This is a genomic window from Streptomyces akebiae (genome assembly GCF_019599145.1).
GTDB classification, from domain to species: Bacteria; Actinomycetota; Actinomycetes; order Streptomycetales; family Streptomycetaceae; genus Streptomyces; species Streptomyces akebiae.
The window spans coordinates 1,064,162-1,090,844 of record NZ_CP080647.1 but is presented as its reverse complement, the minus strand read 5'-3'; the positions used below and the strand labels follow the sequence as shown (position 1 = coordinate 1,090,844).

23 protein-coding genes and 4 pseudogenes are annotated in these 26,683 nt (G+C 70.7%); 15 read left to right on the top strand and 12 right to left on the bottom strand.

Translation table 11 applies throughout. The features are described 5' to 3' along the window. The first annotated feature begins 46 nt into the window (after positions 1-46). Positions 47-1,309: a molybdopterin-dependent oxidoreductase gene (locus tag K1J60_RS04815; protein ID WP_220645070.1), complete on the top strand. Its 1,263-nt coding sequence runs from the start codon at positions 47-49 to the stop codon at positions 1,307-1,309. 316 nt (positions 1,310-1,625) lie between these two features. Here K1J60_RS04815 and K1J60_RS04810 read toward each other — a convergent pair whose 3' ends face one another. From K1J60_RS04810 to K1J60_RS04800, 3 genes are read right to left on the bottom strand one after another with little or no spacing between them, the layout of a single operon-like run. Next, positions 1,626-2,393 (bottom strand): methyltransferase domain-containing protein, encoded by a 768-nt coding sequence (locus K1J60_RS04810; RefSeq protein WP_220645069.1) that lies wholly within the window; start codon positions 2,391-2,393, stop codon positions 1,626-1,628. Then, complete coding sequence (locus K1J60_RS04805) at positions 2,390-3,007, bottom strand: TIGR04282 family arsenosugar biosynthesis glycosyltransferase (protein WP_220645068.1); 618 nt, start codon at positions 3,005-3,007, stop codon at positions 2,390-2,392. Before K1J60_RS04805 ends, K1J60_RS04810 begins: the two co-directional genes overlap by 4 nt. Beyond that, complete coding sequence (locus K1J60_RS04800; protein WP_259407557.1) at positions 3,004-3,660, bottom strand: glycosyltransferase family protein; 657 nt, start codon at positions 3,658-3,660, stop codon at positions 3,004-3,006. Before K1J60_RS04800 ends, K1J60_RS04805 begins: the two co-directional genes overlap by 4 nt. Positions 3,661-4,389: 729 nt before the next feature. On the opposite strand from K1J60_RS04800, the gene K1J60_RS04795 reads away from it, so the two are divergent. The 6 genes and pseudogenes from K1J60_RS04795 (at position 4,390) to K1J60_RS04775 (ending at position 9,696) form a co-directional block, all read left to right on the top strand. Beyond that, the gene (locus K1J60_RS04795) at positions 4,390-4,554 is read left to right on the top strand and encodes a hypothetical protein (protein ID WP_220645067.1); all 165 of its coding nucleotides are present in this window, start codon (positions 4,390-4,392) and stop codon (positions 4,552-4,554) included. A gap of 302 nt (positions 4,555-4,856) precedes the next feature. Further along, entirely contained in the window at positions 4,857-5,954 is a 1,098-nt protein-coding gene (locus tag K1J60_RS04790) for a TerC family protein (protein WP_220651275.1), read from the top strand. Between the two features lie 662 nt (positions 5,955-6,616). After that, positions 6,617-6,920, top strand: a pseudogene (locus K1J60_RS45630) (potassium transporter TrkA); the annotation flags it as partial. Between the two features lie 205 nt (positions 6,921-7,125). Next, on the top strand, positions 7,126-7,641 hold the full coding sequence (locus K1J60_RS04785; protein WP_220645066.1) for a hypothetical protein: 516 nt from the start codon (positions 7,126-7,128) through the stop codon (positions 7,639-7,641). 116 nt (positions 7,642-7,757) lie between these two features. Beyond that, on the top strand, positions 7,758-9,191 hold the full coding sequence (locus K1J60_RS04780) for a flotillin family protein (protein WP_220645065.1): 1,434 nt from the start codon (positions 7,758-7,760) through the stop codon (positions 9,189-9,191). Between the two features lie 148 nt (positions 9,192-9,339). Then, the gene (locus tag K1J60_RS04775; protein WP_220645064.1) at positions 9,340-9,696 is read left to right on the top strand and encodes a hypothetical protein; all 357 of its coding nucleotides are present in this window, start codon (positions 9,340-9,342) and stop codon (positions 9,694-9,696) included. 64 nt (positions 9,697-9,760) lie between these two features. On the opposite strand, the gene K1J60_RS04770 is transcribed toward K1J60_RS04775, so the two are convergent. The 3 genes from K1J60_RS04770 to K1J60_RS04760 all read right to left on the bottom strand — a co-directional run bounded on the left by K1J60_RS04770 (position 9,761) and on the right by K1J60_RS04760 (position 12,374). After that, positions 9,761-10,342 (bottom strand): Rv1733c family protein, encoded by a 582-nt coding sequence (locus K1J60_RS04770; RefSeq protein WP_220645063.1) that lies wholly within the window; start codon positions 10,340-10,342, stop codon positions 9,761-9,763. A 288-nt stretch (positions 10,343-10,630) separates the two neighbouring features. Further along, positions 10,631-11,044 carry a GNAT family N-acetyltransferase gene (locus K1J60_RS04765; RefSeq protein ID WP_220645062.1) on the bottom strand — a complete coding sequence of 138 codons (414 nt, stop codon included), beginning with the start codon at positions 11,042-11,044 and terminating at the stop codon, positions 10,631-10,633. A gap of 97 nt (positions 11,045-11,141) precedes the next feature. Then, positions 11,142-12,374, bottom strand: a complete 1,233-nt coding sequence (locus K1J60_RS04760; protein WP_220645061.1) for a cation:proton antiporter — start codon at positions 12,372-12,374, stop codon at positions 11,142-11,144. Positions 12,375-12,771: 397 nt separating this feature from the next. Between K1J60_RS04760 and K1J60_RS04755 the strand changes: the two genes are divergently transcribed. The 3 genes and pseudogenes from K1J60_RS04755 to K1J60_RS47395 all read left to right on the top strand — a co-directional run. Next, on the top strand, positions 12,772-13,842 hold the full coding sequence (locus tag K1J60_RS04755) for a PucR family transcriptional regulator (RefSeq protein ID WP_220645060.1): 1,071 nt from the start codon (positions 12,772-12,774) through the stop codon (positions 13,840-13,842). Between the two features lie 177 nt (positions 13,843-14,019). Continuing rightward, positions 14,020-15,336, top strand: a complete 1,317-nt coding sequence (gene nhaA / locus K1J60_RS04750; protein ID WP_220645059.1) for a Na+/H+ antiporter NhaA — start codon at positions 14,020-14,022, stop codon at positions 15,334-15,336. 7 nt (positions 15,337-15,343) lie between these two features. Further along, a pseudogene (locus K1J60_RS47395) lies at positions 15,344-15,436 on the top strand (potassium-transporting ATPase subunit KdpA); the annotation flags it as partial. Positions 15,437-15,591: 155 nt separating this feature from the next. On the opposite strand, the gene K1J60_RS04740 reads toward K1J60_RS47395, so the two are convergent. Next, a complete protein-coding gene (locus K1J60_RS04740) occupies positions 15,592-16,464 on the bottom strand; it encodes an alpha/beta fold hydrolase (RefSeq protein ID WP_220645058.1) in 873 nt (290 codons plus the stop codon). 209 nt (positions 16,465-16,673) lie between these two features. Here K1J60_RS04740 and K1J60_RS04735 point away from each other — a divergent pair. The 3 genes and pseudogenes from K1J60_RS04735 to K1J60_RS47060 form a co-directional block, all read left to right on the top strand. Next, positions 16,674-16,919 (top strand): annotated as a pseudogene (locus K1J60_RS04735) (SpoIIE family protein phosphatase); the annotation flags it as partial. A 34-nt stretch (positions 16,920-16,953) separates the two neighbouring features. Continuing rightward, positions 16,954-17,487, top strand: coding sequence for a MarR family winged helix-turn-helix transcriptional regulator (locus K1J60_RS04730; protein ID WP_220645056.1), 534 nt, complete (start codon positions 16,954-16,956; stop codon positions 17,485-17,487). Further along, positions 17,424-18,092: a peptidoglycan-binding protein gene (locus K1J60_RS47060; RefSeq protein WP_398684217.1), complete on the top strand. Its 669-nt coding sequence runs from the start codon at positions 17,424-17,426 to the stop codon at positions 18,090-18,092. The genes K1J60_RS04730 and K1J60_RS47060 overlap by 64 nt, the downstream gene beginning before the upstream one ends. On the opposite strand, the gene K1J60_RS04720 is transcribed toward K1J60_RS47060, so the two are convergent. Next, a complete protein-coding gene (locus K1J60_RS04720; RefSeq protein WP_220651274.1) occupies positions 18,020-19,006 on the bottom strand; it encodes a glycoside hydrolase family 43 protein in 987 nt (328 codons plus the stop codon). The two genes, K1J60_RS47060 and K1J60_RS04720, sit on opposite strands and share 73 nt — an antisense overlap. A gap of 192 nt (positions 19,007-19,198) precedes the next feature. On the opposite strand from K1J60_RS04720, the gene K1J60_RS04715 reads away from it, so the two are divergent. Beyond that, positions 19,199-20,182 (top strand): aldo/keto reductase, encoded by a 984-nt coding sequence (locus K1J60_RS04715; protein ID WP_220645055.1) that lies wholly within the window; start codon positions 19,199-19,201, stop codon positions 20,180-20,182. 21 nt (positions 20,183-20,203) lie between these two features. Here the strand turns inward: K1J60_RS04715 and K1J60_RS04710 are convergent, their stop codons facing one another. Then, the gene (locus tag K1J60_RS04710; protein WP_259408228.1) at positions 20,204-20,623 is read right to left on the bottom strand and encodes a MarR family winged helix-turn-helix transcriptional regulator; all 420 of its coding nucleotides are present in this window, start codon (positions 20,621-20,623) and stop codon (positions 20,204-20,206) included. A gap of 275 nt (positions 20,624-20,898) precedes the next feature. On the opposite strand from K1J60_RS04710, the gene K1J60_RS04705 reads away from it, so the two are divergent. Beyond that, positions 20,899-21,867 carry an alpha/beta hydrolase gene (locus tag K1J60_RS04705; RefSeq protein ID WP_220645054.1) on the top strand — a complete coding sequence of 323 codons (969 nt, stop codon included), beginning with the start codon at positions 20,899-20,901 and terminating at the stop codon, positions 21,865-21,867. 79 nt (positions 21,868-21,946) lie between these two features. Here the strand turns inward: K1J60_RS04705 and K1J60_RS04700 are convergent, their stop codons facing one another. The 3 genes and pseudogenes from K1J60_RS04700 to K1J60_RS04690 all read right to left on the bottom strand — a co-directional run bounded on the left by K1J60_RS04700 (position 21,947) and on the right by K1J60_RS04690 (position 26,597). Then, positions 21,947-24,166 (bottom strand): NADP-dependent isocitrate dehydrogenase, encoded by a 2,220-nt coding sequence (locus K1J60_RS04700; RefSeq protein WP_220645053.1) that lies wholly within the window; start codon positions 24,164-24,166, stop codon positions 21,947-21,949. 181 nt (positions 24,167-24,347) lie between these two features. Then, positions 24,348-25,430 (bottom strand): mechanosensitive ion channel family protein, encoded by a 1,083-nt coding sequence (locus tag K1J60_RS04695; protein ID WP_220645052.1) that lies wholly within the window; start codon positions 25,428-25,430, stop codon positions 24,348-24,350. 268 nt (positions 25,431-25,698) lie between these two features. Beyond that, positions 25,699-26,597: pseudogene (locus tag K1J60_RS04690) on the bottom strand (lysylphosphatidylglycerol synthase transmembrane domain-containing protein). Between the last annotated feature and the right edge of the window lie 86 nt (positions 26,598-26,683).

Here is a 26,683-nt window from a genome sequence, read left to right as displayed (position 1 = left end):
GAGTCGCGCACCCTCTCACCGGGTGCTCCGGGCCTAGCGTCGGGGCATGGCACGGTCTCCTTCCTCACCCGCTTTCTGGCGCAGCCCGCTGCGCGGCCCCTGGTTCACCTCTCTCCTCGGTGTGGTGCTGCTCGCCGGGATCACGGCACTGTTCGTGACCGGGCTGCTGTCGTACGCCGCGTACAACCCGGGTCTGTCGCCGGTGAACGACAAGACCCCGGACAAGGGGGTTCTCGGGTTCTACCTCTTCCCGTGGCCGACGGGTCCGTCCTGGCTGTACCGGTTCACCCAGGGCGTCCATGTCACGCTCGGGATCGCGCTGGTCCCGGTCCTGCTGGCCAAGCTGTGGTCGGTGGTGCCCAGGCTCTTCCAGCTGCCTCCGGCGCGGTCGCTCGCCCATGCTCTGGAGCGGATCTCGCTGCTTCTGCTGGTCGGCGGGGTGCTGTTCGAGTTCGTGACCGGCGTGCTCAACATCCAGCTCGACTACGTCTTCCCCGGCTCCTTCTACCCGCTGCACTTCTACGGGGCGTGGGTGTTCTTCGCCGCGTTCACGGTCCACGTGGTGCTGAGGGCGCCTACGGCCGTACGCAACCTGCGTCAGATGCGAGGGAGCGGCGGGGAAGGGGCACCGCCGCCGGTGTCCTCGGAGGAGCCCTCGCTGGTGCCCCCGGACCCGGCGGAGCCCACCGTGTCGCGGCGGGGCGCCGTCTGGCTGGTCGGGGGCGGCTCGCTGCTGCTGTTCGGGACGACCGTGGGGCAGAACTTCGACGGGCCGTTGCGGCGGACGGCCCTCCTCGCTCCGCACGGTGGTGCCGAGCCGGGCAGCGGGCCGAACGGCTTCCAGATCAACAAGACGGCCGCGTCGCGGGGGATCAGCACGGCGGAGACGAGCGGGGAGGTGTGGCGGCTGGCCGTCACCGGGCCCTCCGGGACCGTACGGCTCAGCCGGGCCGAACTGGTCGAACTGCCGTTGCACAGCGCCGCGTTGCCCATCGCCTGCGTCGAGGGCTGGTCCACCTCCGACCAGTGGTGGCGGGGCGTACGGCTGCGTGACCTCGCGGCCCTTGTCGGGTACGAGGCCGAGGCGGCACCCGATGTCCTGGTGGAGTCCCTCCAGCGGCGCGGCGCCTTCCGCCGGGCCGCCCTGCGCGCCAATCAGGTCCGCGACCCGCGCTCCCTGCTCGCCCTGGACGTCAACGGCGAGCGACTGTCCCCCGACCACGGCTACCCGGCGCGGATCATCGTGCCCGCCGCGCCCGGCGTGCTCAACACCAAGTGGGTGGCCCGGATGACGTTCGGAGATCTCTGATGGGGAAGTTCCGGCTGCCGCTGGGCGGCCCGTTCCAACTGCTGCTCCTGGCATGCACGTTCGCGCTCGCCGGGTACGCGGGGGTGCGGCTGCTCGCGGACGACTGGTTCGGGGTCTTGCTGTGGTTCGTGGGTGCGACGGTGGTGCACGATCTCGTGCTGTTGCCGCTGTACGCGACGGCGGACCGCGCGGTCGTACGGGCGTCGGGTGCGGCCGGCCGCCGCGAGTGGGCCATGTACGTGCGGGTGCCGGCTGCCCTGTCGGGGCTGCTGCTGTTGGTGTGGTTCCCGCTGATCAGCCGGCGGGTGGCGGACCGTTACGCGTCCGCCACCGCGCTGTCGGCGAGTGGGTTCCTCGGCCGCTGGCTGCTGATCACGGCCCTGCTGTTCGGTGGTTCGGCGCTGCTGCTGGTGGTGCGGCTGCGCAGGGCGACGAAGGAGCGCCCGCCCGCCGTCCACTGATCGGTGTCGCGCCAGCCGAGCGGGCGGGCGCGCCGCAGCAGTGCCGGGGTGCCGAGCCGGGCCCAGGGGAACGTGGCCTCGGCTCCGCTGTCGGCCTCGGCACCGTTCACGATGCGGACCTCGGCACTCTCGTCCACATCCACCGGGACCGTCTCGGCGATCAACAGGCCGCTGGGGGTGAGCAGTTCGGCCAGCCGGCGCAGGAGAGCGGACGGATCGCCGCCGATGCCGAGGTTGCCGTCGAGGAGCAGCGCGGTGTCCCAGCGGCCCTCGCCGGGCAGGGAGTCGAACACCGAGCGGGTGAGTGCTTGGCCGCCGAGCCGCAGGGTGTGGGCGACGGCGGCCCGGCTGACGTCGATGCCCAGCGTGGGCCGCCCGCGGGCGGTGAGTTCCGCGACCAGCCGTCCCGGCCCGCACCCCACGTCGAGGACGGCTCCCTCGCACCTCTCCAGGACCTGAAGATCCACCGCGTCGGCGCGCGCGCACCACCGCTCCACCTCCAGGGGCAGCAGCCAGCCGTCACGACGTCGCAGGAGGAGCGGTCCCCGGCCGGTGCGCAGGGCGTCGGAGTAGGGGTCCGAGGACCAGGGCCGCCGCATGGTGTCCCGCCCCGGCCCGGTCATCGGCCGCTGACCGCTCGCAGCCGGGCCAGCTCCAGCGCGAACCGGCTGCGCGGCGCGATCGCGGCGACGGCTTCGGCGTCGGCGGCCGTGTCGACGTCCCTGAGGAGCGGCAGGTCGCGGACGCGTAGACCGGCGGCGACCAGCCGGGCGCGCTGCACGTCGCCGGTGACGGGCGTCGACATGGGGACCCCGCGCAGGAGTGCCGGGTCCGGCTCGGCCAGCCCCAGCGCCCAGAAGCCGCCGTCCTCGGCCCGACCGAAGCACGCGTCGCATCCGGCGAGGTCCACGGTCAGCAGGGCCGGGGTGACCTGGGGGGTGTCCATGCCGATGAGCAGGGCCGGGCCGTCGCAGTCGGCGAAGGCGGCGGCGAGCCGTTCGTCCAGTCCGCCCGCGCACTGCGCTACTACGTCGAAGCCGGACGGCAGCCAGGGACCGGGTTCCCCGGCGAGCACCAGGACGCGGCGGCGCGCGGGCGTCGCGGACACCGCGCGCAGGGTGTCCACAAGGGCGGCCTCGGCCAGCGCCGCCGCCTCGGTGGGGGTGAAGGGCGGGCACAGCCGGGTCTTCACCCGGCCTGGCTTCGGCTCCTTGGCGATGACGAGCAGCGTGGTCATCGGCGGACTCCTTCCGCCGAGGCGGGCGTGGACGTCTCGTTCAGCACGCGACTCATGTCCCGGACCGCCTGCCAGGTGCCCCGCCAGGTGCCGGTGACCTTGGAGGCGCCGGTGCGCGGCAGGTACGGCACGTCGTGCTCGGTGACGCGCCAGCCCGCGTCGGCGGCGCGCACCACCATCTGCAGCGGATAGCCGCTGCGCCGGTCGGTGAGGCCGAGGGCGAGGAGTGAGTCACGACGGGCGGCGCGCAGAGGGCCCAGGTCGTGCAGGCGCAGTCCGGTGCGGCGGCGCAGCATCCGGGCGAGTGCGAGGTTGCCGGCCCGGGCGTGCGCGGGCCACACGCCGCGGCCCTGCGGGCGACGCCGGCCGAGCACCAGGTCGGCCCGGCCGTCCGCCACCTCGCGTACGAAGGGGACGAGGAGCGACGGGTCGAGGGAGGCGCCGTCGTGATTTCCCAGCTGCGACGCCCCCTGCCTGGTGCGGACAACCGGGTGGGGCTTGCTCTGGTGACGTTGGCTGCCGCGCGGATACTCGCCGGGCTCGGCCGCACGGTCCACCGGATCGTCGGCGGGGCCGTGGGTCCCCGGCTGGGAGCCTCTCCCGGCAAACCGCGAGATGTCGAACAGCGCTTGGTCCGGCTGCGGGGTGTCCACCGGGTGGGGTCACGCGCCTGTCGCCTGCCACGGCCCGCCCGAGGTACGTCCCCTGGTCGAGCTGATCCTTGAGGCTTTCTTGGCGTGGGACCGGCATCAACGGCCTGGTGAGGACTGCCGGGAGTCGGCAGTGCGCCGGGGAGTCGACCCCAGGCAGGATGGGGCCGAGGGGAGCCCGCGAGGGAGTCCGATGCCGGACATCGGCAGGTGTCCGGCATCCGGCTCCTCACATGTACTTGCGCGGAGGCCGCCGCGGGACGGGTGTGATCGGGGGTTGGGGATGCGGACGTTCTTCGAGGCAGTCACAGGCTTTCCGACCTTCCTGTTCACCGTCCCCCTCTTGGCGGCCCTGGGCTTTTGGTCGCTGGTCGCGGTGGGCGCGGCCGATTCCGACACCTTCGACGGGGACGCGGACCTCGGCGTCTGGGGGCTGGGCGGGGTACCGGTGGCGGTCGCCTTCTCGCTGTGGACGGGGTTCGCCTGGTCCTGCAGCCTCGGTGTGGCCGTCCTGCTGGATCCGGTCGCCCTCTCGGGGCCGGCACGGGCGCTGACCGGACTCACCGTGTTCGGCGTCGCCGCCTTGGCCTCATGGTGGGTGACGCGAGTGCTCGTACGGCTGCTGCGCCGCCTGCACCCCGATGAACCCGGGCCGTCCTGGCCGGACTGCGTCGGGCTGACCTGCACGTCCGTGCGGAACGGGCTGACGACGGATGCGGCCGGGCCGAAGTCGTGTCCCGGGACGGCCCCACCGCGGTCGTCAGGGTCCGCCGACGCGGTACCGACGATCTCGCCCGCGGGGGTACGGAGTTGCTCCGCGCCTACGACGAGGTCAACGGCTTCTTCCAGGTCGGCCGCCGTGAGGCGGAACTCCATCCGCACGGTCGAGTCGCCTGAGCGGCGCTGCTCGACTTCTTGAGCCGTGGCATCCGCGCGTCGGCGATACCTGCTCCAGGGGGCTACCGGGCGGGCTCGTGCCATCGCCGGGTCGGATTTTGCAGGGCGAGAAGCAGGCGATGAAGCTCACGAGATCGGCCGCTGCGGAACTCGGGGCTCCTCATGCCGGCCCCGTTGTGTCACAGGCGCCCGGCCCGGTGAACGGGCGGACGGCGCCGGCTCTGGGTCGCTCTCCGCGGTGAGATGCCACAAACTCAGTAGGAGGGCCTGCGTCCGTGTAGGCCACGGAGAGGGTGACCGGCGTGCTGGAGGTCCCGCTCTGGCTTTGGGTGGTGTTCGCCGCGACGGTGGTGGTGTCGCTGGCGGTGGACCTGCTGGCCCATCGTGCCGCACATGTCATCGGCTTCAAGGAGGCCGCCGCCTGGAGTTCCCTATGGGTGGGCCTCGCTGTGGTCTTCGGCGGGGTCGTCTTCCTCGTCCTCGGTACGACGGCCGGCACCGAGTACACCACCGCGTGGCTGTTGGAGAAGAGTCTGTCCGTCGACAATCTCTTCGTCTTCGCCGTGATCTTCGCCTACTTTCGCGTTCCCCGTGCCTACCAGCACCGTGTTCTGTTCTTCGGCGTCATGGGCGCCCTGGTTTTCCGCGGGATCTTCCTCACCCTCGGTGTTGCCGTCGTCAGCCGGTTCACCGCGGTACTGTTCGCCTTCGCCGCGGTGCTCTTCTACAGCACCTACAAACTCCTCAAGGGCGACGAGGAGGGCTTCGACCCCGGTAAGAGCTTCACTCTGCGGGTGCTGCGCAAGGTCATCCCCGTTCGGGACGAGTACGCGGGCATGAGGTTCACCGTCAAGGAGGCCGGAAAGCGCGTGGCCACCCCGCTGCTCGCGGTGGTGGCCGCCATCGAGGCGGCCGACCTCGTCTTCGCCGTCGACAGCGTGCCCGCGGTCCTCGCCGTCAGTGACGACCTCTTCATCGTCTACACCAGCAACGCCTTCGCCATTCTGGGTCTGCGCGCCTTGTATTTCCTGCTCGCGGGACTGCTCGACCGCTTCCACTACCTGAACATGGGTCTGGCGGTGATCCTCGGCTTCATCGGCGTCAAACTGGTCTTCCAGGCGGCTCACAAGACGATCAGCTCCAGCGTCCCGGAGATCCCGTCCCCGATCAGCCTCGCGGTCGTCGTCGTGGTGCTGGCCGGATCTGTCGTTCTCAGTCTGCTACGGCCGGCCGCGCCCCATTCAACTCCTGAAGTTCAGGCGGACGAGGCGACACCGTCGGACACGGCGACACGGTCGGACACGGCTGCCGATGACTCGGGACGTGCCGGTTCGCGGCATGCGGAAGGGGATCGGCCCGTCGGCCCCGAAGGACCCGCCGGTCGCGCGGACGATGGCTGAGCACGTGGCCGGTCTGCTTTCTGCGGCCGGGCGCTCTATGGTTAAAGGATGAGTAAAACCGAGCATGAGACCGGCCCTCAGGGGGCGCTGGTGTGCCCGGCCTGTGAGCAGCCCCTGACCATGACTGTCACGAGACGGCACAAGACCTTGGGAGTGTTCGTGCCCGTATGGGGCCCGGCCTCCTGCCACAACCCTCACTGTTCCGAGTACATGGCGGAGCCGGAGCCGGAGCCCGGCAGCCACCACCGAAGGCGTTGACAGCCCGCGCACCAGACACCGGGCCGCAGGCCGCCCGTGCGGGCTGACCTCATCGCGGCACTCTCTTCCATGCCGCTTGGCTCGGATGGATGTGATCAGCGGCTCGCGTCGCCCCGACGGACGGGCAAGGTCCGGGAGCGGCCGTGGGGCTCTCCACGTGGCTGCACCGCCCCGCGGGTGAGCCGGGAAGTCTGGTCGGCATCGCACTCAAACGTCTCTGGGAGTCGGCCATGACCAGGTCTGCGAGAGGTCGGACAGTTGTTCTCGCGTCGGCTGCGCTGGTCGTTGTCCGGGCTCATCTCGTGTGTCTTCGGCCTCGCCGTCGCCTCCTGGCTGACCACCGATGACGACCTCGTGCACGCCACCTATCTCACCCTGCTGGACCTGTTCGCCATTGAAGCAAGGTGCTGTTCGCCGCCCTCGTCGTCGCAGGGCATCCGCAACTGGAGGGCCGCACGGTTGCCGCATCCTTCCACCCCGGGGCCTGGCGCGTCCTGGCCCTGGATGCCGCCGCTCCCGCCGACCGGCGCCCGACCTTGCCACGGCACATCCGACCGACGGGGACGACCGGCCTCCCGGGCTGGTCTGGGAACTGCACCCCGGATATGTCCTGCACCCGAGGGCCGGGGCGTGCCGGCCACCACCCGGCAGGGTCTCGCCGAGCTCCTCGACCGCCATCCCCGCCCGGCCGACCCCGCCGCACCGTAGGAACCGGCCGGCCCTGCCACACCCATGGCCCTCTCCCTGCGCTGTCCGGCATGGCCGGGTCACGTGTGCGGTGCACGGAAGCTGTGCAGAGACCGGCATCAGGGGAGCGTAAAGATTGCCGGGACCAGGCAGCGTTTTGGCATCGCCCATATGTGAGCATGCGGTCACCGGCGCGGTGACAGTGGGGGAGAGGCGGTGAATGCGGATGACCTGGTTTCTGGGTCTCGGCATAGCAGGAGTCGTACTCCTGGTCTTGTCCCTCGTTTTCGACGGTGTTCTTGAGGGTCTCTTCGACGGCGTCGACGCGCTGGACGGTTTCTTCGACGGCTGGCTGTCGCTTCCGGTCATCGCCGGTTTTGTGTCCATGCTCGGCTTCTCCGGCGCGATCGTCATGGGCGCCACCGGGGTTGGCGCGGTCGGTGCCACCGCGATCGGAGTGCCCGCAGGGGCCGCCACGGGCTGGCTCGCGTACCGCCTCAGCCGCGCACTGCTGAACGACCGGACCGGTGCCGCGCCGCGCGACGACGACCTGATCGGTGCTTCGGGCTCCGTGGTGACGGCCATTCCGGCCGACGGCTACGGCGAGGTGCTCGTCCATCGGGCCGGGCAACTGGTGAAGCTTGCGGCCAAGAGCCCGGTCCCGGTGGCGCGAGGCGCCGAGATCTGGGTGGAGGAGGCGCTGTCGCAGACGGCGGTCTCCGTACGCCCGGTCGAACGCTGACCCACCACACCACGCCGTACACCGGGCGCCGCGACAGCCGATACATCGACGTTCTTGCATCCACACGAACCCACATCGATCTGCCGTCCCCTGGGAGGGCTGAGGGGAAAGACACCATGAGTCCAGTGGTCATCGCCGTAGTAGGGGTCGTCGTACTCCTGGTCCTGCTCGGCCTCGTCGTGGTCACCCGTTACAAGGTGGCGGGTCCCAGCGAGGCGTTCATCGTCACCGGGCGGCGCGGCAAGAAAGCCACCGACCCGGAGACCGGCCGCGTCTTCACCGACAACAGCGGGCAGAAGGTCGTGGTCGGCGGCGGGGTGTTCGTCGTGCCGTTCGTGCAGCAGAAGTTCACCCTCGACCTGTCCTCCAGGCACATCCCGGTCGCGGTCCGGGGCGCGGTCACGCTGCGGGGTGTGAAGGCGCACCTGGAGGGTGTCGCCATCGTCAAGGTGGGCGGCACCGAGGACTCGATCCGGGCCGCCGCGCAGCGGTTCCTGATGCAGCAGGACGGCATCGTCGGCTTCACCCAGGAAGTACTCTCCGGCGCGCTGCGCGCAATCGTGGGCCGGATGTCGGTGGAGGACATCATCCGGGACCGGGCCGCGTTCGCCGGGCAGGTCGCTGAGGAGGCCGAGGCGAGCCTGTCGGGGCAGGGACTGGTGCTGGACGCCTTCCAGATCCAGGACATCACCACCGAGGGCTCCTATCTGGAGGACCTCGGCCGACCGGAGGCCGCGCGTGCCAAGCAGGAGGCCGACATAGCCGAGGCCGTCGCCCGGCGTGCCGCCGAGCAGGCCCGGTTGAAGGCCGAGGAGGAGATCGCGATCGCCCAGCGGACGTTCGCGCTGAAGCAGGCCGAGATCAAGGCCGAGACCGACGAGGCCGCAGCCCGCGCGGCTGCCGCCGGCCCGCTGGCCGAGGCTGCCCGTCAGCAGGAGGTGCTCAGCGAGCAGGAGAAGGTCGCCACCCGCCAGGCGGCGCTGACCGACCGAGAGTTGGACACCAAGGTCCGCAAGCCCGCCGACGCCGCCCGCTACCAGGCCGAGCAGGAGGCCGAGGCCCGCCGCATCGCGCTGGTCAAGGAGGCCGAGGCCACTGCCGAGCGGGCCAGGCTGACCGGTGAGGGGGAGAAGGCGCAGCGCGCCGCGCTCGCTGCGGCGGTGCGTATCGAGGGTGAGGCGGAGGCCGCCGCCATCGGCGCGAAGGGGGCTGCAGAGGCCGACGCGATGCAGAAGAAGGCCGACGCGTTCGCCCAGTACGGCGACGCGGCCGTGCTGCAGATGCTGGTGGAGGTGCTGCCGCAGGTGGTCGCCAAGGCATCTGAGCCCCTCAGCGCGATCGACAAGATGACGGTGATCTCCACCGACGGCGCCAGCCAGCTCTCCCGTACGGTCGCCGACAACGTGGCCCAGGGCCTCGAACTGCTCGGTTCCACCACCGGAGTCGACGTCGCTGAGCTGTTGAAGAGCATCACCGGGCGGGCCGGCGGCGCGCGGCCCGCGCCGACGGCGCCCGCTGAGGTCAACGGGAAGGTCGAGATCACCGGCTGACGCCGACATCGAGAGAGAAAGCCCGGGCGGTCCTGCAACCAACCGCCCGGGCTTGTGCGAGAAGGCGCTGGAGCTGTCTTGCATCGCACCGGAGCAAGGGTGCGGGTTCTTCGCCGCCGGGGCGGCTGTTCGTACGGAGGTGCGAGTGATGTTTCTGTGGCTCTGGCTGATCGGCTGGTCGGCATTCGCCCTCCCCGTGGCCGTCGCCTCGCTGCGGGGCTGGGCACCCAAGCGAGTCCGTAGCCGTACGAGCCCTTGGAGTATCCGCGTCCGGGGTGTCGCACTGCTGGTGATCTGGCTCGGCGGGCTGACGGGCCCGTTGCTGCGGTGGAGCGACCTGGACTCCGCGGACGCCGGTTTTCTCGCTTCCGTGGTGCAGGGCGGAATCCTCGTCTTCGCGGGAGGGCTGGTGGCCGGATCGCAGCTGGGCGAGTGGTTCTACCGGCGGGCCGCGCGAGCACAGGCGGTCGACCAGGCTGACGGCATCAGCGGCCGGTCGCGATGAGTGGCTGACCGATTGGCGGGGCCGACCCCGCGCCCCGCTCGCTCTCACTGGCTGACTGATCCGGTCAGCCCGCTTTCCTCCCCCACCGCGTGTCGATCCGCTCCCACTCCACGGCCCACTGCCGCATCCGCCGCTGATTCAAGTGGAAGCGTGCGACGGAGACAGCGGCCAGGACGATGCCACCGGCCCCGACGGCGACCAGCAACCCCCCGGCGGCCGCATGGGATCGCGCCTGCCCGTCGGTCAGGGGCGGGGCGGTGAGGTGACCGCTCTTGTCGATCCAGACCGTGACCTGCTCGCCGGCAGGACTGGTGGCCGGCACCCTGGCCTTACCAGTACGTGCCGAACCGTCCGGCGCGGTCCAGCGGACCGTCGCCCACACCCGGGGATCGCCGGCTGCCCTGGCGGGCACCTGGCCCTTGGCGTCTTCCACGAGTGCAGCGGGCACCTCGCGGCGCTCCGTCCGCTGCCGGTCGGCGGACCGCTGGACCGCGTCTGCCCCTGCCAGCCCCGCGTACAGGCCGCCCGCCAGGGCCAACACCCATCCAGCGAGGATGATCCAGGCTTCGATGACGTCGCTGAGCCGCCGTAGCGGGTTTCGCCGCCACCGCCAGCATCGAATTCTGGCGTACGGTGCCGTCGCCATCGGCCGACACCCCTTCGTGAGTACCGGGGGTCCCAGTGCAGCAGGCCGAGACGATGCAGGGCACGGGACCGCCGCCCAGGCTCCCCACACTTATCCTGCGCGCGCAGCCGTGGTGGCCGCACTGCCGGAACCCGGCAGTGTTCCCCACGGTCCGAATGCCGGTTTCCGTCAGAAATCCACCTACGCCCCGGCCGCAGCTCCTGGTGATCAAGCACCGTTGACGGCCGGTCGGACGGCGTGGGGCGATCCGGTAGGGGCCGGGAGGACCGACCGCGCGGAGAGAAGCCGTCAGCGGGTGTGCGGCAGGCAGCGCCAGGTCCGGCGGAGCCGGCCCATCAGATGGGGGCACAACGGGCTGCCGTGGTGCAGGCTCACGGCGGTTTCTTGGGCCATCGCCGTGAAGAACGCACGCCCGCGGCGGCTCTGCAGGGTGGTGTTCCACCGGTAGCCGCGACACTGGGCCAACAGGAAACACACGAGCTCTCGCCCCAGCCCTTGGTTTTGCCACTCGTCGCAGATCCAGAGGTTCAGGATGCGCCCGGTGCGGCACGTCCGGCAGGTACGGAAACGAAGTCGGCCGATGACACGGCCGCACGGGCCGGTCAGGACCAACTCGACCGGGCCGTTCGGAGCGGCGGCGGTGACGCGGCTCAGTCGTAACGGTCGACCGTCAGGGGAGCCGTCGTCCGAGAACCCGGTCATCGAGGGTGCCCCTCCTGCTGTCTCTGCCCGGTGAGCGGGTCCGGCCGAGCTCCGGCGTCCTGCGTCCGACCGCGCCGGGCCACATCTCCCCGCTCCTTCAGGCCACCACGTGGGCCTCGGGCCGCTGATCGTCGCCCTTGTGTCCGGCGGGGATTCCGGCGAGGTCGTCCACGTCGAAGAGGCGGGCGATCGGTACGTCGGTGGAGCTGTGCGCGATGATCGAGAAGGCGATGCAGACGGCGATGAGGGTGAACGCTTCCTGGCCTTGCGGGATTCCGGCCTGCAGCACGAGCAGCCCGTAGACCACGGACGCGAAGCCCTTCGGGCCGAACCAGGCCGCGACCAGCTTCTCCTGGCGGGTGAACCGCGTGCCGAGCAGGGAGAGCAGCAGGGAGGCCGGGCGGATCAGCACGATGGCGAGGACCACGGCGACGTATCCGCCGAAGGACAGGTCCCCGAAGAGCGATGGTGTCAGCAGCGCGCCGAAGACCAGCAGTGCCGCGAACTTGGCCAGCTCGGCGAGCGCCTCGCCGAGTGGTTCGAACGCCTCCTTCGCCTCCAGGGACCGGGCGGTCAGCACGGCGCCGGCGGAGAACGCGGCGAGGTAGGGGTTGGCGTGCGTGAGGTGGCAGACCGCGTACAGGGTCACCCCGATCGCCAGGGGCAGCAGCGGCTGCAGCTTGGGTTCGGCGCCCAGCAGCCGGAACCGTACGAGTTCGATGACGATGTAGGGCAGGGCGATACCGAAGACCAGCCCGAGGACCAGCTCCAGGGCGATCTTGCCCAGGGATGCCTCGGCGTGCCCGGAGGTCGGGCCGGCCGCGGCGATCAGGATGAGGACGACGGGAAGGGCGAGGCCGTCGTTGATGCCGCTCTCCACGTTCAGCAGCTGCCGCAGTTTCGCCGGGACTTCCTTGCGGCCGACGATCGCGGAGGCGAACACCGGGTCGGTGGGCGCGAGTACGGCGCCGACGAGGAAGGAGGTCGTCCAGTCAAGACCCACCACGTAGTGCGTGATCAGTGCCATGCCGACGAACGCCAGGGGCATGCCGAGCCCGAGCGCGCGGGCCGGGTTGCGCCAGTTCTCGCGCAGCTTGGGGAAGGAAACGTGCATGCCGTCGGTGAACAGCACCGCGAACAGGGCGAGGTCGGCGGTCACGGACACGATCTCGCTGTCCGGCGTGATGTGGATCAGCCCCAGAAAGCCGTCGCTGACGAGCGCCCCGCCGACCAGGAACAGCAGCGATGTCGACAGAACGGTCCGGGCGGCCAGACCTGACAGCAGCACCGCGATGAGCAGTGCCACCCCGAAAACCATGACGAGCACCATGCCTGCGACCCCCGATCGGCGAAGAGAGCTCTCCCAAAACCGCCGACCAGGCTTCCCGGCACACCGCGGGGAACCCTACACGTTCCTTACGCCGCACTGACAGGGTCTTGTCCGCGTTCCGCGTGCCCGCGCGGCCCGCAGGGCGGTGAAGAACGCCCACAGCCGACTGGGCCGAGATGCCGAAGATCCGTCAGATCCACCTCCAGGACATGTGACCGTCCCTGCCCTGGCCGTCGGAGTCCCGGCCCTCGGCGGGCAGCGACGCCTTGCCGACCGTCGGCATGCCAGCGCCTTCGACAACTGCCGGAGGCCGGCAGCGAGCCGACCTGTACGGAGTCACAGCTGTGGGCATGCGCTAGAAAGGCGTCAACAAGGCATCGACATCGGGGGTACTCACATGGCGGGGCGGGGCGCGTCCGGGGAGTACGACGAGTACCTGGAGGGGTATGCCGACATCCTCGCGGACGCCTCGGCGACCGGGCGTCGGCTGACCCGGAGTGAACTGGATTCGCGCCGTGCGCTGGGTGAGCAGGCGGCGGAGGCGGGCCTCGGACTGCGGGCCATGGTCGGCGCTCACCTGGCCGCGACCCGGTCGCACTGGCCGACCGGGAACCGTGTTTCCGTCGACGACGTGCTGGGCGCGGTGACGCAGGCCGTGGACGCCTTCGCCGAAGGCTATGAGCGGGCCCAGCGCCTCGCCGTGCGCCAGGAGGAAGCCGCTCGCCGTGAGTTCATCGACGACCTGCTGTACGGCCGCAGCGACCTGGGCCGCCTGGCCCAGCGCGCGGAACGGTACGGGCTGCGGCTGTCGTACGAGCACGCGGTGGCCGTGGCACGCGGCACGGCCGCGTACGAGGAGGGGGACACGGTTCTGCGGGAGGTGGAGCACGCGCTGATCGGCCGGTTCGGTGACCGCAGCATCCTGCTCACCACCAAGGACGGCCGACTGGTGTGCATCGCCCCGGGAGACCAGGGCGAGGTGCTCGCCCACTTCGCGAAGCAGGCGTTCGCGGCCACCGGCGGCGGTCAGGTGGGAATCGGCCGTCCGCAACCCGGCGCCGCCGGCGTCGTCCAGTCCTACGAGGAAGCCCTGAACGCCCTTGACCTGGGCGAACGCCTCGAACTCGACGAACCGGTGCTGCACGCGGCCGACCTTCTCGTCTACCCGGTCCTCACCCGCGACCGGCAGGCCATGGCCGACCTGGTGGAGAGCGCCCTCGGCCCGCTGCGCGGAGCTCGCGGCGGCGCCCAGTCGCTGCTGGACACCCTTACCGCCTATTTCGACTCCGGGTGCGTGGCCGCCGAGGCGGCGCGGCGGCTCTCTCTCAGCGTGCGCGCCTTCACCTACCGCCTGGAACGCATCCACAAGCTCACCGGCGCGGACCCCTCCGACCCCGTCCACCGCTACACCCTGCAGACCGCGGTGATCGGAGCCCGGCTGCTGGACTGGCCGGCGAAACCCGACTGACGCCGTGACGACGATCACGGTGAGGCGTCGCATCCGGGGGCAGCCGGTCCGCATACCCGCGGTGGTCGCGGATAGGGTGTAAAGAACGCGTCAAGCGACGCGGGGTGTGCCGGGAAGTCTGGTCGGCGTCGTAGGGGCACGTATGCCCGAAACCCGATGCTGTGGAGGTCTCCCCGGATGCGCGACGGTCGGCGTGAGCGTTCAGTGTTCCTCGGCCTGCTGCCCTGGCCGGAGCAAGTGCGGGTGGCCCGCGCCCTGCGCACGGAGACGGTCGGCGGACTGGTGCTGTTGGCGGCGGCCGTGGTGGCACTGGTGTGGGCGAACACCCCGTGGAGCGGCACGTACGAGGACATCCGCGACTTCCACTTCGGGATACCCGCACTCGGCCTGGATCTGTCGGTGGGGCACTGGACGGCGGACGGGCTCCTGGCCGTCTTCTTCCTGGTCGCCGGGATCGAGCTGAAGCGCGAGCTGGTCGTGGGTGAGCTGCGGACCCCGGCCACCGCTGCCCTGCCCGTCGTCGCGGCCCTGTGCGGCATGGCGGTGCCCGCCGCCGTCTACCTGGCCACCACCGGGATCGGCGGGGGAAACGGTCAGGGCTGGGCGGTGCCGATGGCCACTGACATCGCCTTCGCGCTCGCGGTTCTCGCGGTGCTCTCCACCCATCTGCCGTCCGCCCTGCGAGCCTTCCTGCTGACCCTGGCGGTGGTCGACGACCTCGGCGCGATCCTGGTCATAGCCGTCTTCTTCACCAGCGACCTGAACCCCGTCGCCCTCGCCGGAGCCGTGGCCGGACTGGTCGTCTTCTCTCTGCTGCAGCGCTTCCGGGTGCGTGGCTGGTGGTGGTACGTCCCGCTCGGTGTGGTGATCTGGGCGCTGATGTACAACGGCGGCGTGCACGCGACGGTCGCCGGTGTGGCCATGGGCCTGATCCTGCGGACTACCCGGGACGAGGGCGAGGACGCCTCACCCGGGGAGCGGACCGAGCATCTGCTGCGGCCGGTGTCGGCCGGCGTGGCGGTGCCGCTGTTCGCGCTGTTCGCCGCAGGGGTGAGTGTGTCGACCGAGGCTCTGGGCGAGGTCTTCACCCGCCCGGAGCCGTTGGGCGTGGTGTTGGGCCTGGTCGTGGGCAAGACGGTCGGGATCTTCGCCGGCACCTACCTGGCCGCCCGCTTCACCCGGGCCCGCCTCAATCCGGACCTGGCATGGGCGGACGTGTTCGCCCTCGCGGTCCTGGCCGGGATCGGCTTCACCGTCGCCCTCCTGATCGGTGAACTCGCCTTCACCGACCCGGCCGACGTCGAGCACATCAAGGCCGCCGTCCTGCTCGGCTCACTGATCGCCGCGGCCGGAGCGGCGCTGCTCATCAAGCGCCGAAATGGGATCTACCGCCGCCTGTGGGAGGCCGAGACCCGGGACGACGATGCCGACGGAATCCCCGACATCTACCAGCGCACCGCCTCCGGCCGCGATGGTGTGGAGGGCACGAGCTGAACGGCGCCTGTTCAACACGGACGTTTCGTTCGTGTCGATCACCAACTGGCAGTCGTACTCGGGTGAGACGGCGATGTGCCACATCACCCAGACCGCTGGACGTGGACGGCTGGCCCGGCGAGGAGATCGAACCACGTGCCGCGGTGGGCGGTCGCTACCCGGTCAGGTTCATACTCCAGGCCGGCGCGGCGTTGGACACGGCGGGGCCGGTGCTCGACCGATGAGCACCCTGGGTTTGGCCGGCCGTGTCTCCTGCTACTCGGCGTCCCCGAACGCCGAGTCCAGCGCCTGAGCCACCAGAGCGACGACCTCGTCAGGCGACTCGTCGAGCAGTAGATGACCCGAGCCGTCCACGACGTGGAGCCGGGCGCCGAGGTGCCGTCGGGCGGCCGGGCCGAGGCGCCGGGGCGGCAGGAAGACGTCATGGCGCCCCGTGGCCACAAGGCACGGCGTTGACCGGCGTTCGGCCAGCAGCTCGGGCGACAGCGGGGGAGGGGCGAGACTGCTGTGACAGCAGCGGGCGACCAGCGTCATCCACTCCGTGAGCTCGTCAGGCACCCGCCCGTCAAAGGCCATCATCCGACGCAGCACCCGGGCGGTCCTCGGCGGAGTCGGCCGGGCGAGCCACGGCACGGTGGACGCCACCACGCCCGTCGGGACCCGCAGCCGCACCAGCCCGGCACTGGAGAGCAACAACCGCCCGGCGATGCGCGGGGAGTCGGAGGCGAGCACGACGGCGCCGCCCAGCGAATGCCCGACGAGCAGGGCCGGTCCCGGCACAGCCTGCTCCAATGCCTCGGTGAGCCATCGCCCGTACCACGTGGACCGTCCCCGGCGTGGGCGGACGTCCGCGCTCAGACCGGGCTGCCCGGGCACGTCGAGCACGACGGTGGGCCAGCGGGCGCCGAGCGCCGCGGCCAGGTGGCGGCAGACAGCACCGTTGGTGTTCGTCCCGGGCACCAGCACGACGGCCGGCGCCCGGTCGGGCCCCATGGTGATGACGCTGGTGACGCCGACGGTCGTAGGGATCTCACGGCGCTGGTGCGGCACACTCCACTCACTGAGCCGTTCAAGACACCAGGCTCGTACTTGCTGCCGACACTTCGCGTTGCGATAGATGGAGGGCACGTCGGCAGGGTAGCCCCGTAGAGCGGTACGGGGGCGGGGCGGGCGCCTGGTCCCACACGCCCACACCGCCGCGGTCGGTGCCGCCGGTGTGGCAGACGGTGCGGACGAACGCGCAGAGGGGACTGAGGCCGCGCGATCTCCTCGGTGGACAAGGTCATGCACAGCGGCATGTGGGCGAAGACGGCGTCTGTGCAGGCGTTCGGCAGGCCTTCGAGCCGGGTGAGCAACTACTGCTGTACACCGACGGCGTCACCGAGGCGCGTGAGCAGCGAGGCGCGTTCCATCCGCTGGCCGACCGGTCCCACCTGCTGGAAGACCCTGACTCGGGCCGCGTGCTGACCGCGCTGCGCGAGGATGTGGTGCGGCACGCGTCCGGTCCGCCGCACGACGACGCCGCGATGCTCCTGCTGCGCCACCACGGTCATGGAAAGGGAAAATCCGTTCCGACCGATTGAGCGCGCGGGTGCCTCAGCGCGTAAAAAGGGGGGCATGGCGGAACGTAGGACCCCCTCAAGGGGCATGGACGATGTCGACGCGGTCACCCGAGCGGTGCTCACCGCGTCGCGGTTGCTGGTGGCGGTCTCGGCGAGATCTCTGGCCGAGGTCGAGGAACGGGTGACGCTGCCGCAATTCCGCATGCTGGTCGTGTTGTCGACCCGTGGTGCCACCAAGCTCGTCGTGCTCGCCGACCTGCTTCAGGTGGCGCCGTCCACCGCCATGCGGATGATCGACCGACTGATCGCGGCCGGGCTCGCCGACCGGCAGATCAACCCGGACAACCGCCGCGAGACCATGCTCCAGCTCACGGACGAGGGGCGGCGCACCGTCGCCGACGTCACCGCCCGGCGCCGCACCGAGATCGCGACGATCGTCGAACGGCTCGCTCCGGCCCAACGGACGGCGCTCGTCGGCGCGCTCACCGCGTTCAACGAGGCGGGTGCGGAGCCCCTGGCCCCGGCATCGGACGACCCGGAACTGTATCCGCTCGGCTGGGTGGATACGCCGTTGGGGCGCGGCGCCTGACAACGTGCGCCGAGCGCCCTCGCGCTCGGGACCACGCCGGCCGCCGCGAGCGGGACGTACAGCGGGCTCGCCTACGTCTACGGTGCCGACACCCACATCGACGACTGGGGCAACGAGGGCATCCTGTCGACCGTCACCGTCACCGTCACCGTCACCGTCACCGTCACCGGCACCAACTCCAACACCAACTCCAACGCCACCTGCCTCTGGCAGAAGATCCTCTGGGCGGACGGCTTCCTGGACTCGCCTCGGACATCGACGGCAGGTTCGGCTCGGACACCGAGGCCGCGACCGAGGCCCTCCAGAGGTACTTCGCCCTCGGTGTCGACGGATCGGTCGGTCAGGAGACGTTCGGACACATGGACAAGTGGCTGTACTTCGTCTCCGGCAGCACCGCCGACGGCCGGACCGCGAACCTGACCTGCTCCGCACCGGCCGGGCCGCGGTCCGCACCGGGTACCGACCGCGAACGCCGAGCCGCGCATGCCTCTCCCGGGGCAAGGGACATGCGAGGTGCTCCGGGGTGCCGGGGTCAGCCGCCGCCGTCGAGATCGGCACGCCTGCGCAGCACGCGCAGCTCGCTGCCGGTGAGCCGCATCTCGTAGAGCTTGCCCCGGGCGTTCTCGAAGGGGCGGTGGACGATCATCATCAACTGCCCGTCGAACGTGCGGAACAGCATGCCGTGGCCGCTGTCCTCCCGCACCAGCGGCCGTCGTTGGTCCCACGGCCCCGTGAGGTCGCCCGACCTGGAGACCGCGTAGGTCTGTACATAGCCGCCGCTGATGGTGCCGTCGTCGCCGGCCACGTTCTTCTCGTACGTCGACCACAGCATCAGCAGGGAGTCGTCGGGTGTCCGGTACAGCTGTGGACCGTCGGTGATGTACGGCGCGAGCTGGTGCGGCATTCCGCCGGGGATCTGCTCGGTGAGCCAGGAGGCGTCGGAGGCCTTGAAGAGGAAGACCGGATCCCCGATGGTCCGGGTCAGGTCCGGCGCCAGCCGGATCGCCTCCATGGTCCCGTCCACGGTCTGCAGCCACTCGTGCGCGTACACCATCCAGGGCTGCCCGGACGGGTCGACGTAGAGCGTGCCGTCGAGGGTCATCAAGTTCTCGGGCGGGGTGGGGCGTTCGGGGTCCACGACGGTGAAGGGCCCCGACAGGGAGTCGGAGACGGCCGTGATCGTGCCGCGCATGTGGTTCGGCAGCTGGAACGGCGTGCCCCAACGGTTGGCCGGTGGCACCTTCAGCGGCTTGTTCTCGTCATGCAGTGTGGTGAACAGGTAGAAGCGGCCGTTCCATGCGTGCACCTCCGGCGCCCACGCGCCGTCGCTCGCCCAGATCCCGTGCTGGTCGGCCGTCCGGAAGACCACCTCGGGGCGGGTCCAGTCCCGCAGGTCGGCGCTGCGGTAGACCATCGTGCCGGTGCCGTCCACACCCGAGACGGCCGGGTCGTTGGACGTGTAGAGGTGGTACGTGCGGCTCCTGTCGTCGGCTACCACGAACGGATCGTGCAGCGGCATGTCGGGAAGCCGCAGCTCAGCACGGCGCGTCGGTTCGGTCACGGTCGAAGAATAGTGGTCGACGAAACGTGTGAAACGTGTGGACCGGGCGCGCGGCGAACGGCCGTCCGGCGAAGGGCGTTGACTTCGCGTGCGCTTCAAGTTGAAGACTCCCGTGCAGGCCCGAGAGCCGGGCGGAACGGAGGCAACGGCATGAGGTACCGCACGATCGGCAGTGACCCCGGGACCCGTCGCGAGGTCAGTGTGCTCGCGCTGGGCGCGATGCTGTTCGGTTCGCGGACGGACGACAGGACGTCCTTCGCGATACTCGACCGCTACGTCGAGGCGGGCGGGAATTTCATCGACACCTCCGACAACTACGCCTTCTGGACCGACGGTGGGCAGGGCGGGCAGAGCGAGGAACTGCTCGGCCGGTGGCGGCGCAGCCGGGGGATCGGCGACGAGATCGTCATCGCCACCAAGCTCGGCGCCCGGCCCCTGGCGCCCGGCACCAGCTATGTCGACAACGCGGAGGGCCTGTCGGCCGAGGCGATCCGGGAGTCGGCGGAGCGCAGCCGGGAACGGCTCGGGGTGGAGCGACTGGACCTGCTCTACGCCCACATCGAGGACCGTACGGTGCCGCTGCGGGAGACCGTCGAAGGCTTCGCGGGTCTCGTCGCGCAGGGCACGGTCGGGCTGCTCGGCGTGAGCAACCACGCCGTGTGGCGGGTGGAGCGGGCGCGCGCCCTCGCCGCCGCCACCGGTCTGCCCGGGTACGAGGTGCTCCAGTACCACCACAGCTATCTGCGGCCGCGGACCGACGTCCCGGGCGACCTCTGGGCGGACGGCACCCTGGGCGCGACCACCGCCGAGCTGCTGAGCTATCTGGAGGCCGAGCCCGACCTCACTCTGGTCGCCTACTCACCGCTGCTCAAGGGCGGTTACGTACGGCCGGACAGGCTGCCGTCGGACTACGACCACCCGGGCACCACCACACGGACGAAGGTGCTCGGCGAGGTGGCGCGGGAGACCGGCGCGACCGTCAACCAGGTGGTGCTCGCCTGGCAGTTGGGGGGCCGGTTCCCGATCGTTCCGTTGACCGGGGTGTCGTCGGTGGCGCAGTTGGAGGAGAACCTGGATGCGGTGGAGCTGGAGCTGACGCGGGAACAGCGGCTCAGGCTCGACGCCGCGAACTGAGGCGCGGAAACCCGGGCCCGGTCACGTACGGCTGACGTTCGCCGTGAGCAGCCGCAGCAACTGCTTGGTCAGGGTGTGCTGTTCGGGGGACAGCCCCATGGCCTCGCCGATGTCCACGGGGACGCTCCGGGCCCGCTCCTCCAGCCGGGCACCGGAGTCGGTGAGGCGGATGGCGACGGAGCGCTCGTCGTCCGTGCGGCGCTCGCGGCGCAGCAGGCCGCCGGCTTCCAGGCGTTTCAGCAGCGGGGAGAGGGTGCTGGACTCCAACTGGAGCGCCGTGCCCAGGTCGCGCACGGAGATCGAGTCCTGCTCCCAGAGCACCAGCATGACGAGGTACTGCGGATAGGTCAGCCCCAGCTCGTCGAGGAGTGGTCGGTAGCGGGCCGTGACCGCGCGCGAGGCGGCGTACAGGGCGAAGCAGAGCTGGTCGTCCAGGAGCAGCGTGTGCCCCGGTGCCGGGTCCGCCCCGGCGGCGGTCACGATGTCGCCGGCTGTGCTCACGGTGTCGCTCCTCGGTCCCGTGCTCTGCATGACGATCTCCCACCCTACCTGCGAACGCCCTCATTGTATCGGGCACGAAATGATCGAGCGATAGTAGATCGTGTGCGTATTAGTTGTGCACGACTTAATGGCGCGCTACTGTCATGGGGTGCCGCCGACCCGGCGAACGACGTCGGCCGAAGCCTGCCCGCGGCACCCGTTTCGAGGAGATCGTCATGACCGAGACCACCCACCGCCCTCCCGTCCTCGAACCCGCCGCGGCGGCCTTCGCGGAGGCGACCGCGAACCCGCCGTACCTCTTCGACCTCGGGCCGGTCGAGGGCCGCAAGGTCGTCGACGAGGTGCAGTCGGGCGACATCGAGAAGCCGGCCGTGGACGAGGAGTGGGTGACCGTGCCGGGAGGGCCCACCGGCGAGGTCAGGGCACGTGTCGTCCGCCCGGCGGGAGCCGAGGGCGTGCTGCCGGTGATCCTCTACATCCACGGCGCGGGCTGGGTGTTCGGCAACGCGCACACCCATGACCGGCTGGTGCGCGAGCTGGCCGTGGGCGCGCGGGCCGCGATCGTCTTCCCCGAGTACGACCTCTCGCCCGAGGCCCGTTATCCGGTCGCCGTCGAGCAGAACTACGCGGTGGCCCGCTGGATCGTCGCCGAGGGCGCCGGCCGTGGCCTGGACGCCACCCGGATCGCCGTGGCCGGTGACTCCGTCGGCGGCAACATGACCGCCGCGCTGACCCTGATGGCCAAGGAGCGGGGCGATGTGCCCCTGGTCCAGCAGGTGCTCTTCTACCCGGTCACCGACGCCGCCTTCGACACCGGCTCCTACCAGCGGTTCGCCGAGGGCTACTTCCTGCGGCGCGACGCCATGCGGTGGTTCTGGGACCAGTACACGACCAGCGAGAAGGAGCGCGCCGAGATCACCGCCTCACCGCTGCGCGCCACTCCCGAGGAGCTCCAGGGGCTGCCGCCGGCCCTGGTGATCACCGCCGAGGCCGACGTCCTGCGCGACGAGGGTGAGGCGTACGCGGACAAGCTCCGCGAAGCGGGGGTGCCGGTGACCGCGGTGCGCTACCAGGGCATCATCCACGACTTCGTGATGCTCGACGCCCTGCGCGGGACGCACGCGGCCGAGGCCGCCATCGGGCAGGCGATCAGCACCCTGCGCACGGCGCTCGGCACCGACTGAGCGCGGAGCCGGGGGGAAAGCGGCCGACCCCGGCCGGGAGTGGTCCCGGCCGGGGTCGGCGTCATGCGCGGGCGACGGCTCAGGCGAAGTTCGCCAGCGCCTCGTTCCAGGTGGCCGACGGGCGCATGACCGCGGCGGCCTTGGCCGGGTCCGGCTGGTAGTAGCCGCCGATGTCGGCCGGCTTGCCCTGCACGGCGATCAGCTCGTCGACGATTCGCTGCTCGTTCGCCGCGAGGGTCTCGGCGAGCGGGGCGAAGGCCTTGGCCAGGTCGGCGTCGTCGGTCTGGGCGGCCAGCTCCTGGGCCCAGTACAGCGACAGGTAGAAGTGGCTGCCGCGGTTGTCGATGCCGCCGACGCGACGCGAGGGGGACTTGTCCTCGTTGAGGAAGGTCGCCGTGGCGCGGTCCAGGGTGTCGGCGAGGACCTTGGCCTTGGCGTTGCCGGTGGTCGTCGCGTACTGCTCCAGGGACGGCACCAGGGCGAAGAACTCACCGAGCGAGTCCCAGCGCAGGTAGTCCTCCTTGACCAGCTGCTGGACGTGCTTCGGGGCGGAGCCACCGGCGCCCGTCTCGAAGAGGCCGCCGCCCGCCATCAGCGGGACGACCGACAGCATCTTGGCGCTGGTGCCCAGCTCCAGGATGGGGAACAGGTCGGTGAGGTAGTCACGCAGTACGTTGCCGGTCACCGAGATGGTGTTCTCGCCGCGGCGGATGCGCTCCACCGACAGCTTGGTGGCCTCGACCGGGGCGAGGATGCGGATGTCCAGGCCCTCGGTGTCGTGCTCCGGCAGGTAGGCGTTGACCTTGGCGATCAGGTTGGCGTCGTGCGCGCGGGTCTCGTCCAGCCAGAACACGGCCGGGTCACCGGTGGCGCGGGCGCGGGTGACGGCCAGCTTGACCCAGTCGCGGATCGGGTCGTCCTTGGTCTGGCAGGCGCGGAAGATGTCACCGGCGGAGACCGTCTGCTCGATCACCACGTTGCCGGCCTGGTCGACGAGGCGGACCGTGCCGGTGGTCGGGATCTCGAAGGTCTTGTCGTGGGAGCCGTACTCCTCGGCCTTCTGCGCCATGAGGCCGACGTTCGGGACGGAGCCCATGGTCGACGGGTCGTAGGCGCCGTTGGCGCGGCAGTCGTCGACGACGACCTGGTAGACACCGGAGTACGAGGAGTCCGGGAGCACCGCGAGGGTGTCGGCCTCCTGGCCGTCCGGGCCCCACATGTGACCGGACGTGCGGATCATGGCCGGCATCGAGGCGTCGACGATGACGTCGGACGGCACGTGCAGGTTGGTGATGCCCTTGTCGGAGTCGACCATCGCCAGCGCCGGGCCCTCGGCGAGCTCGGCGTCGAAGGAGGCCTTGATCTCGGCGCCCTCCGGCAGGGCCTCCAGACCCTTGTAGATGCCGCCCAGACCGTCGTTCGGGGACAGACCGGCCGCGGCCAGCGTCTCGCCGTACTTCGCGAAGGTCTTCGGGAAGAAGGCACGCACCACGTGACCGAAGACGATCGGGTCGGAGACCTTCATCATCGTGGCCTTGAGGTGCACGGAGAACAGCACGCCCTCGGCCTTGGCCCGGGCGACCTGCGCGGTCAGGAACTCGCGCAGCGCGGCGACGCGCATCACGGAGGCGTCGACGACCTCGCCCGCGAGGACGGGTACGGACTCGCGCAGCACGGTGGTGGAGCCGTCGTCGCCGACCAGCTCGATCTTCAGGGAGCCGGCCTCGGAGATCACCGCGGACTTCTCGGTGGAGCGGAAGTCGTTCTCGCCCATGGTCGCGACGTTCGTCTTGGAGTCGGCGGACCAGGCACCCATGCGGTGCGGGTGGGTCTTCGCGTAGTTCTTGACCGACGCGGGGGCGCGGCGGTCCGAGTTGCCCTCACGCAGGACCGGGTTCACGGCGGAACCCTTGATCTTGTCGTAGCGGGCGCGGATCTCGCGCTCCTCGTCGGACTTCGGGTCGTCCGGGTAGTCCGGCAGCGCGTAGCCCTGGCCCTGCAGCTCGGCGATCGCGGCCTTCAGCTGCGGGATGGACGCCGAGATGTTCGGCAGCTTGATGATGTTCGCCGCGGGCGTCTTGGCCAGCTCGCCCAGTTCGGAGAGGGCGTCGGGGATGCGCTGGCCCTCCTCCAGGTACTCCGGGAAGACGGCGATGATGCGCCCGGCCAGCGAGATGTCACGGGTCTCGACGGAGACACCGGCCTGCGAGGCGTACGCCTTGATCACGGGCAGGAACGAGTGGGTCGCCAGGGCGGGCGCCTCGTCAGTGTGCGTGTAGATGATGGTCGAGTCAGTCACCGGGTGCTCCGCTCCACGTCTGCAACATTGCTCGACATCAAGATATCTCGTGTGGGGGAGGGACTCGACAGGGGTCGGTGTGTGCGGGGGCTCACGGCGCAACTTTCTCGCCCCCCGCCACCCCTACCCGTCCCGTCCCCAGGGGCTGCGCCCCTTCGACCCCGGTCCGGGGCGGAGCCGGCTACGGCGCGAGCTCGATCGTCGATTCTCGTTGGTGGGGGATCTCGACCGTCGTTCCGGCCGGCTGGAGGGTGATCGCCCGCCGCGGCACCGGCACGCTGATGCCCTCGGCGCGATAGCGCCTGTGCAGGCGCTTGATGAACTCGTGCTTGATCCGGTACTGGTCGCTGAACTCGCCGACCCCGAGGATCACGGTCATCCCGATGCGCGAGTCGCCGAAGGTGTGGAACCGGACGGCCGGCTCATGGTCGGGGACCGCGCCCTCGACCTCCTTCATCGTCTCGGCGATGACCTCGTTGGTGACCCGCTCGACATGCTCCAGGTCGCTGTCGTAGCCGACGCCCACCTGCACCAGCAGGGTCATGTCCTGCTCGGGCTGGTTGAAGTTGGTCATGTTGGTGCCGGCGAGCTGACCGTTGGGGATGATCACCAGGTTGTTGGAGAGCGACTTGATCGTCGTCTGCCGCCAGTTGATGTCGACGACATAGCCCTCCTCGCCACTGCTCAGCTTGATGTAGTCGCCCGGCTGGACCGTCTTCGAAGCGAGGATGTGGATGCCCGCGAAGAGGTTGGCGAGGGTGTCCTGGAGCGCCAGGGCCACCGCGAGACCGCCGACGCCGAGGGCGGTGACCAGCGGGGCGATCGGGATGCCCAGGGTCTGGAGGATCACCAGGACACCGATCGCGAGGACCGTGACCCGGGTGATGTTCACGAAGATCGTGACCGAGCCCGCGACCCCGGCCCGGGACTGGGCGAGCGTACGCACCAGACCGGCGATCACCCGGGCCGCCGTGACCGTGGCGACGAGGATGAACAGCACCGTCAGACACTGGTTCACGTTGTGCTGCACGGTCTTCGTCAGCGGCAGCACCGCCGCCGCGGCCGCCGCGCCGCCGACGAACGCGCTCCAGGGCACCAGCGAGCGCAGCGTGTCGACGATGACGTCGTCACCGCCCCAGCGGGTCTTCGTCGCGTGACCGCCGAGCCAGCGCAGCAGCAGCCGCAGCAGGAAGGCGGCCAACAGGCCCGCGACCAGGATGATTCCGGCCACGAGATAGTCGTCGAGGGTGAGGGTCCGGGTCATCGCCCGCCTCCCGAGGGACGCGGGGAGCGGCCGGGGAACCGTATGTCGTGTCCCGAGGGCCGTATGTGATGTGTCGTCACCATGCCACCTGCTCGAATCCGAAGTGCACGTTCTCGCCTGCCCGGACGCGTGTACGACATCCGGCGCGACCGCTCATCCTGCCGTATCCGCACGGCTGATCGGCACCGGACCTGCGTGGATCGGCCGACGGCAGGCCCCGTGCCCCCGGGAATGTCCGGATGTGCTCGGCGGTAGGACGGCCTCCGCCTCAGATCACCTTCAGCCGGACCAGCGCACCCGGCGTCAACGCCCCCGGCAGCAACGGCAGCCAGACCGTGATGATCCGGAACGCCGGCACCACGGCGGTCGCCACGGTCACCGGGCCACCGGCCGCCACCAGGGCGACCACGAGCGCTGCCTCGACCGACCCGAGGCCGCCCGGCGTCGGGACGAGGGCGACCGCCACCGTGGCGGCGAGATGGGCGAGCGCCATGTGCGTCACGGGGATGTCGAGCCCCAACGCCAGCCCCACGGTGACCAGTACACCCGCTTGGAGCGCCGGGAACGCCAGCGAGCCGCCCCACAGCGCCAGCACCTGCGCCGGGCGCGCGTGCACCGCTCGGGCCTCGCCCGGCGCGGTGCGTACGAAACCGGACACGGCCGCACGCGGACGTCGTACCAGGAACACCACGGCCACGGCGCCGCACCCGACGACGACGGCCGTGACGAGCAAGGGAGTCGAGGTGCCGACGGGCAGGAGCGGACCGAGCCGCAGCGCCCCGGGGAACGCCCCCAGCAGGGCCGGCAGCAGGCCGACCCGTGCGACGGATTCAGCCAGCAGATACAGCGCGAGCGCCGCCGACGAACGGGCCGCCGACACCCCGCACACCATCATGAACCGCAGGTTCACCGCACTCGCGCCCAGGCCCGTCGGCAGCAGCTGGTTCGCCGCGCCCGCCGCGAACTGGGTGGCCGGCAACCGCCGCACGGGCAGCCGCTCGACGAGCGCCCCCTGCCGGGTCAGGCCGCCGCGACCCAGGTCAGACACGTCACACCGACCGCGGCGACCAGCCACGGCCACCGCGCGGTGGCCAGATGGGCGAAGCCCTCGACGAGCACGGAACGGTGCGGCACCGCCACCACCAGGACCAGTGCGAGGGGAAGCAGACAGAGGATCCGCCGTACCGGCACGCGCCTGGTGAGTGGTCGGGGAAGCTGTGTCGCTGTCACACCGGAAGAGGCTTTCCGCGCCC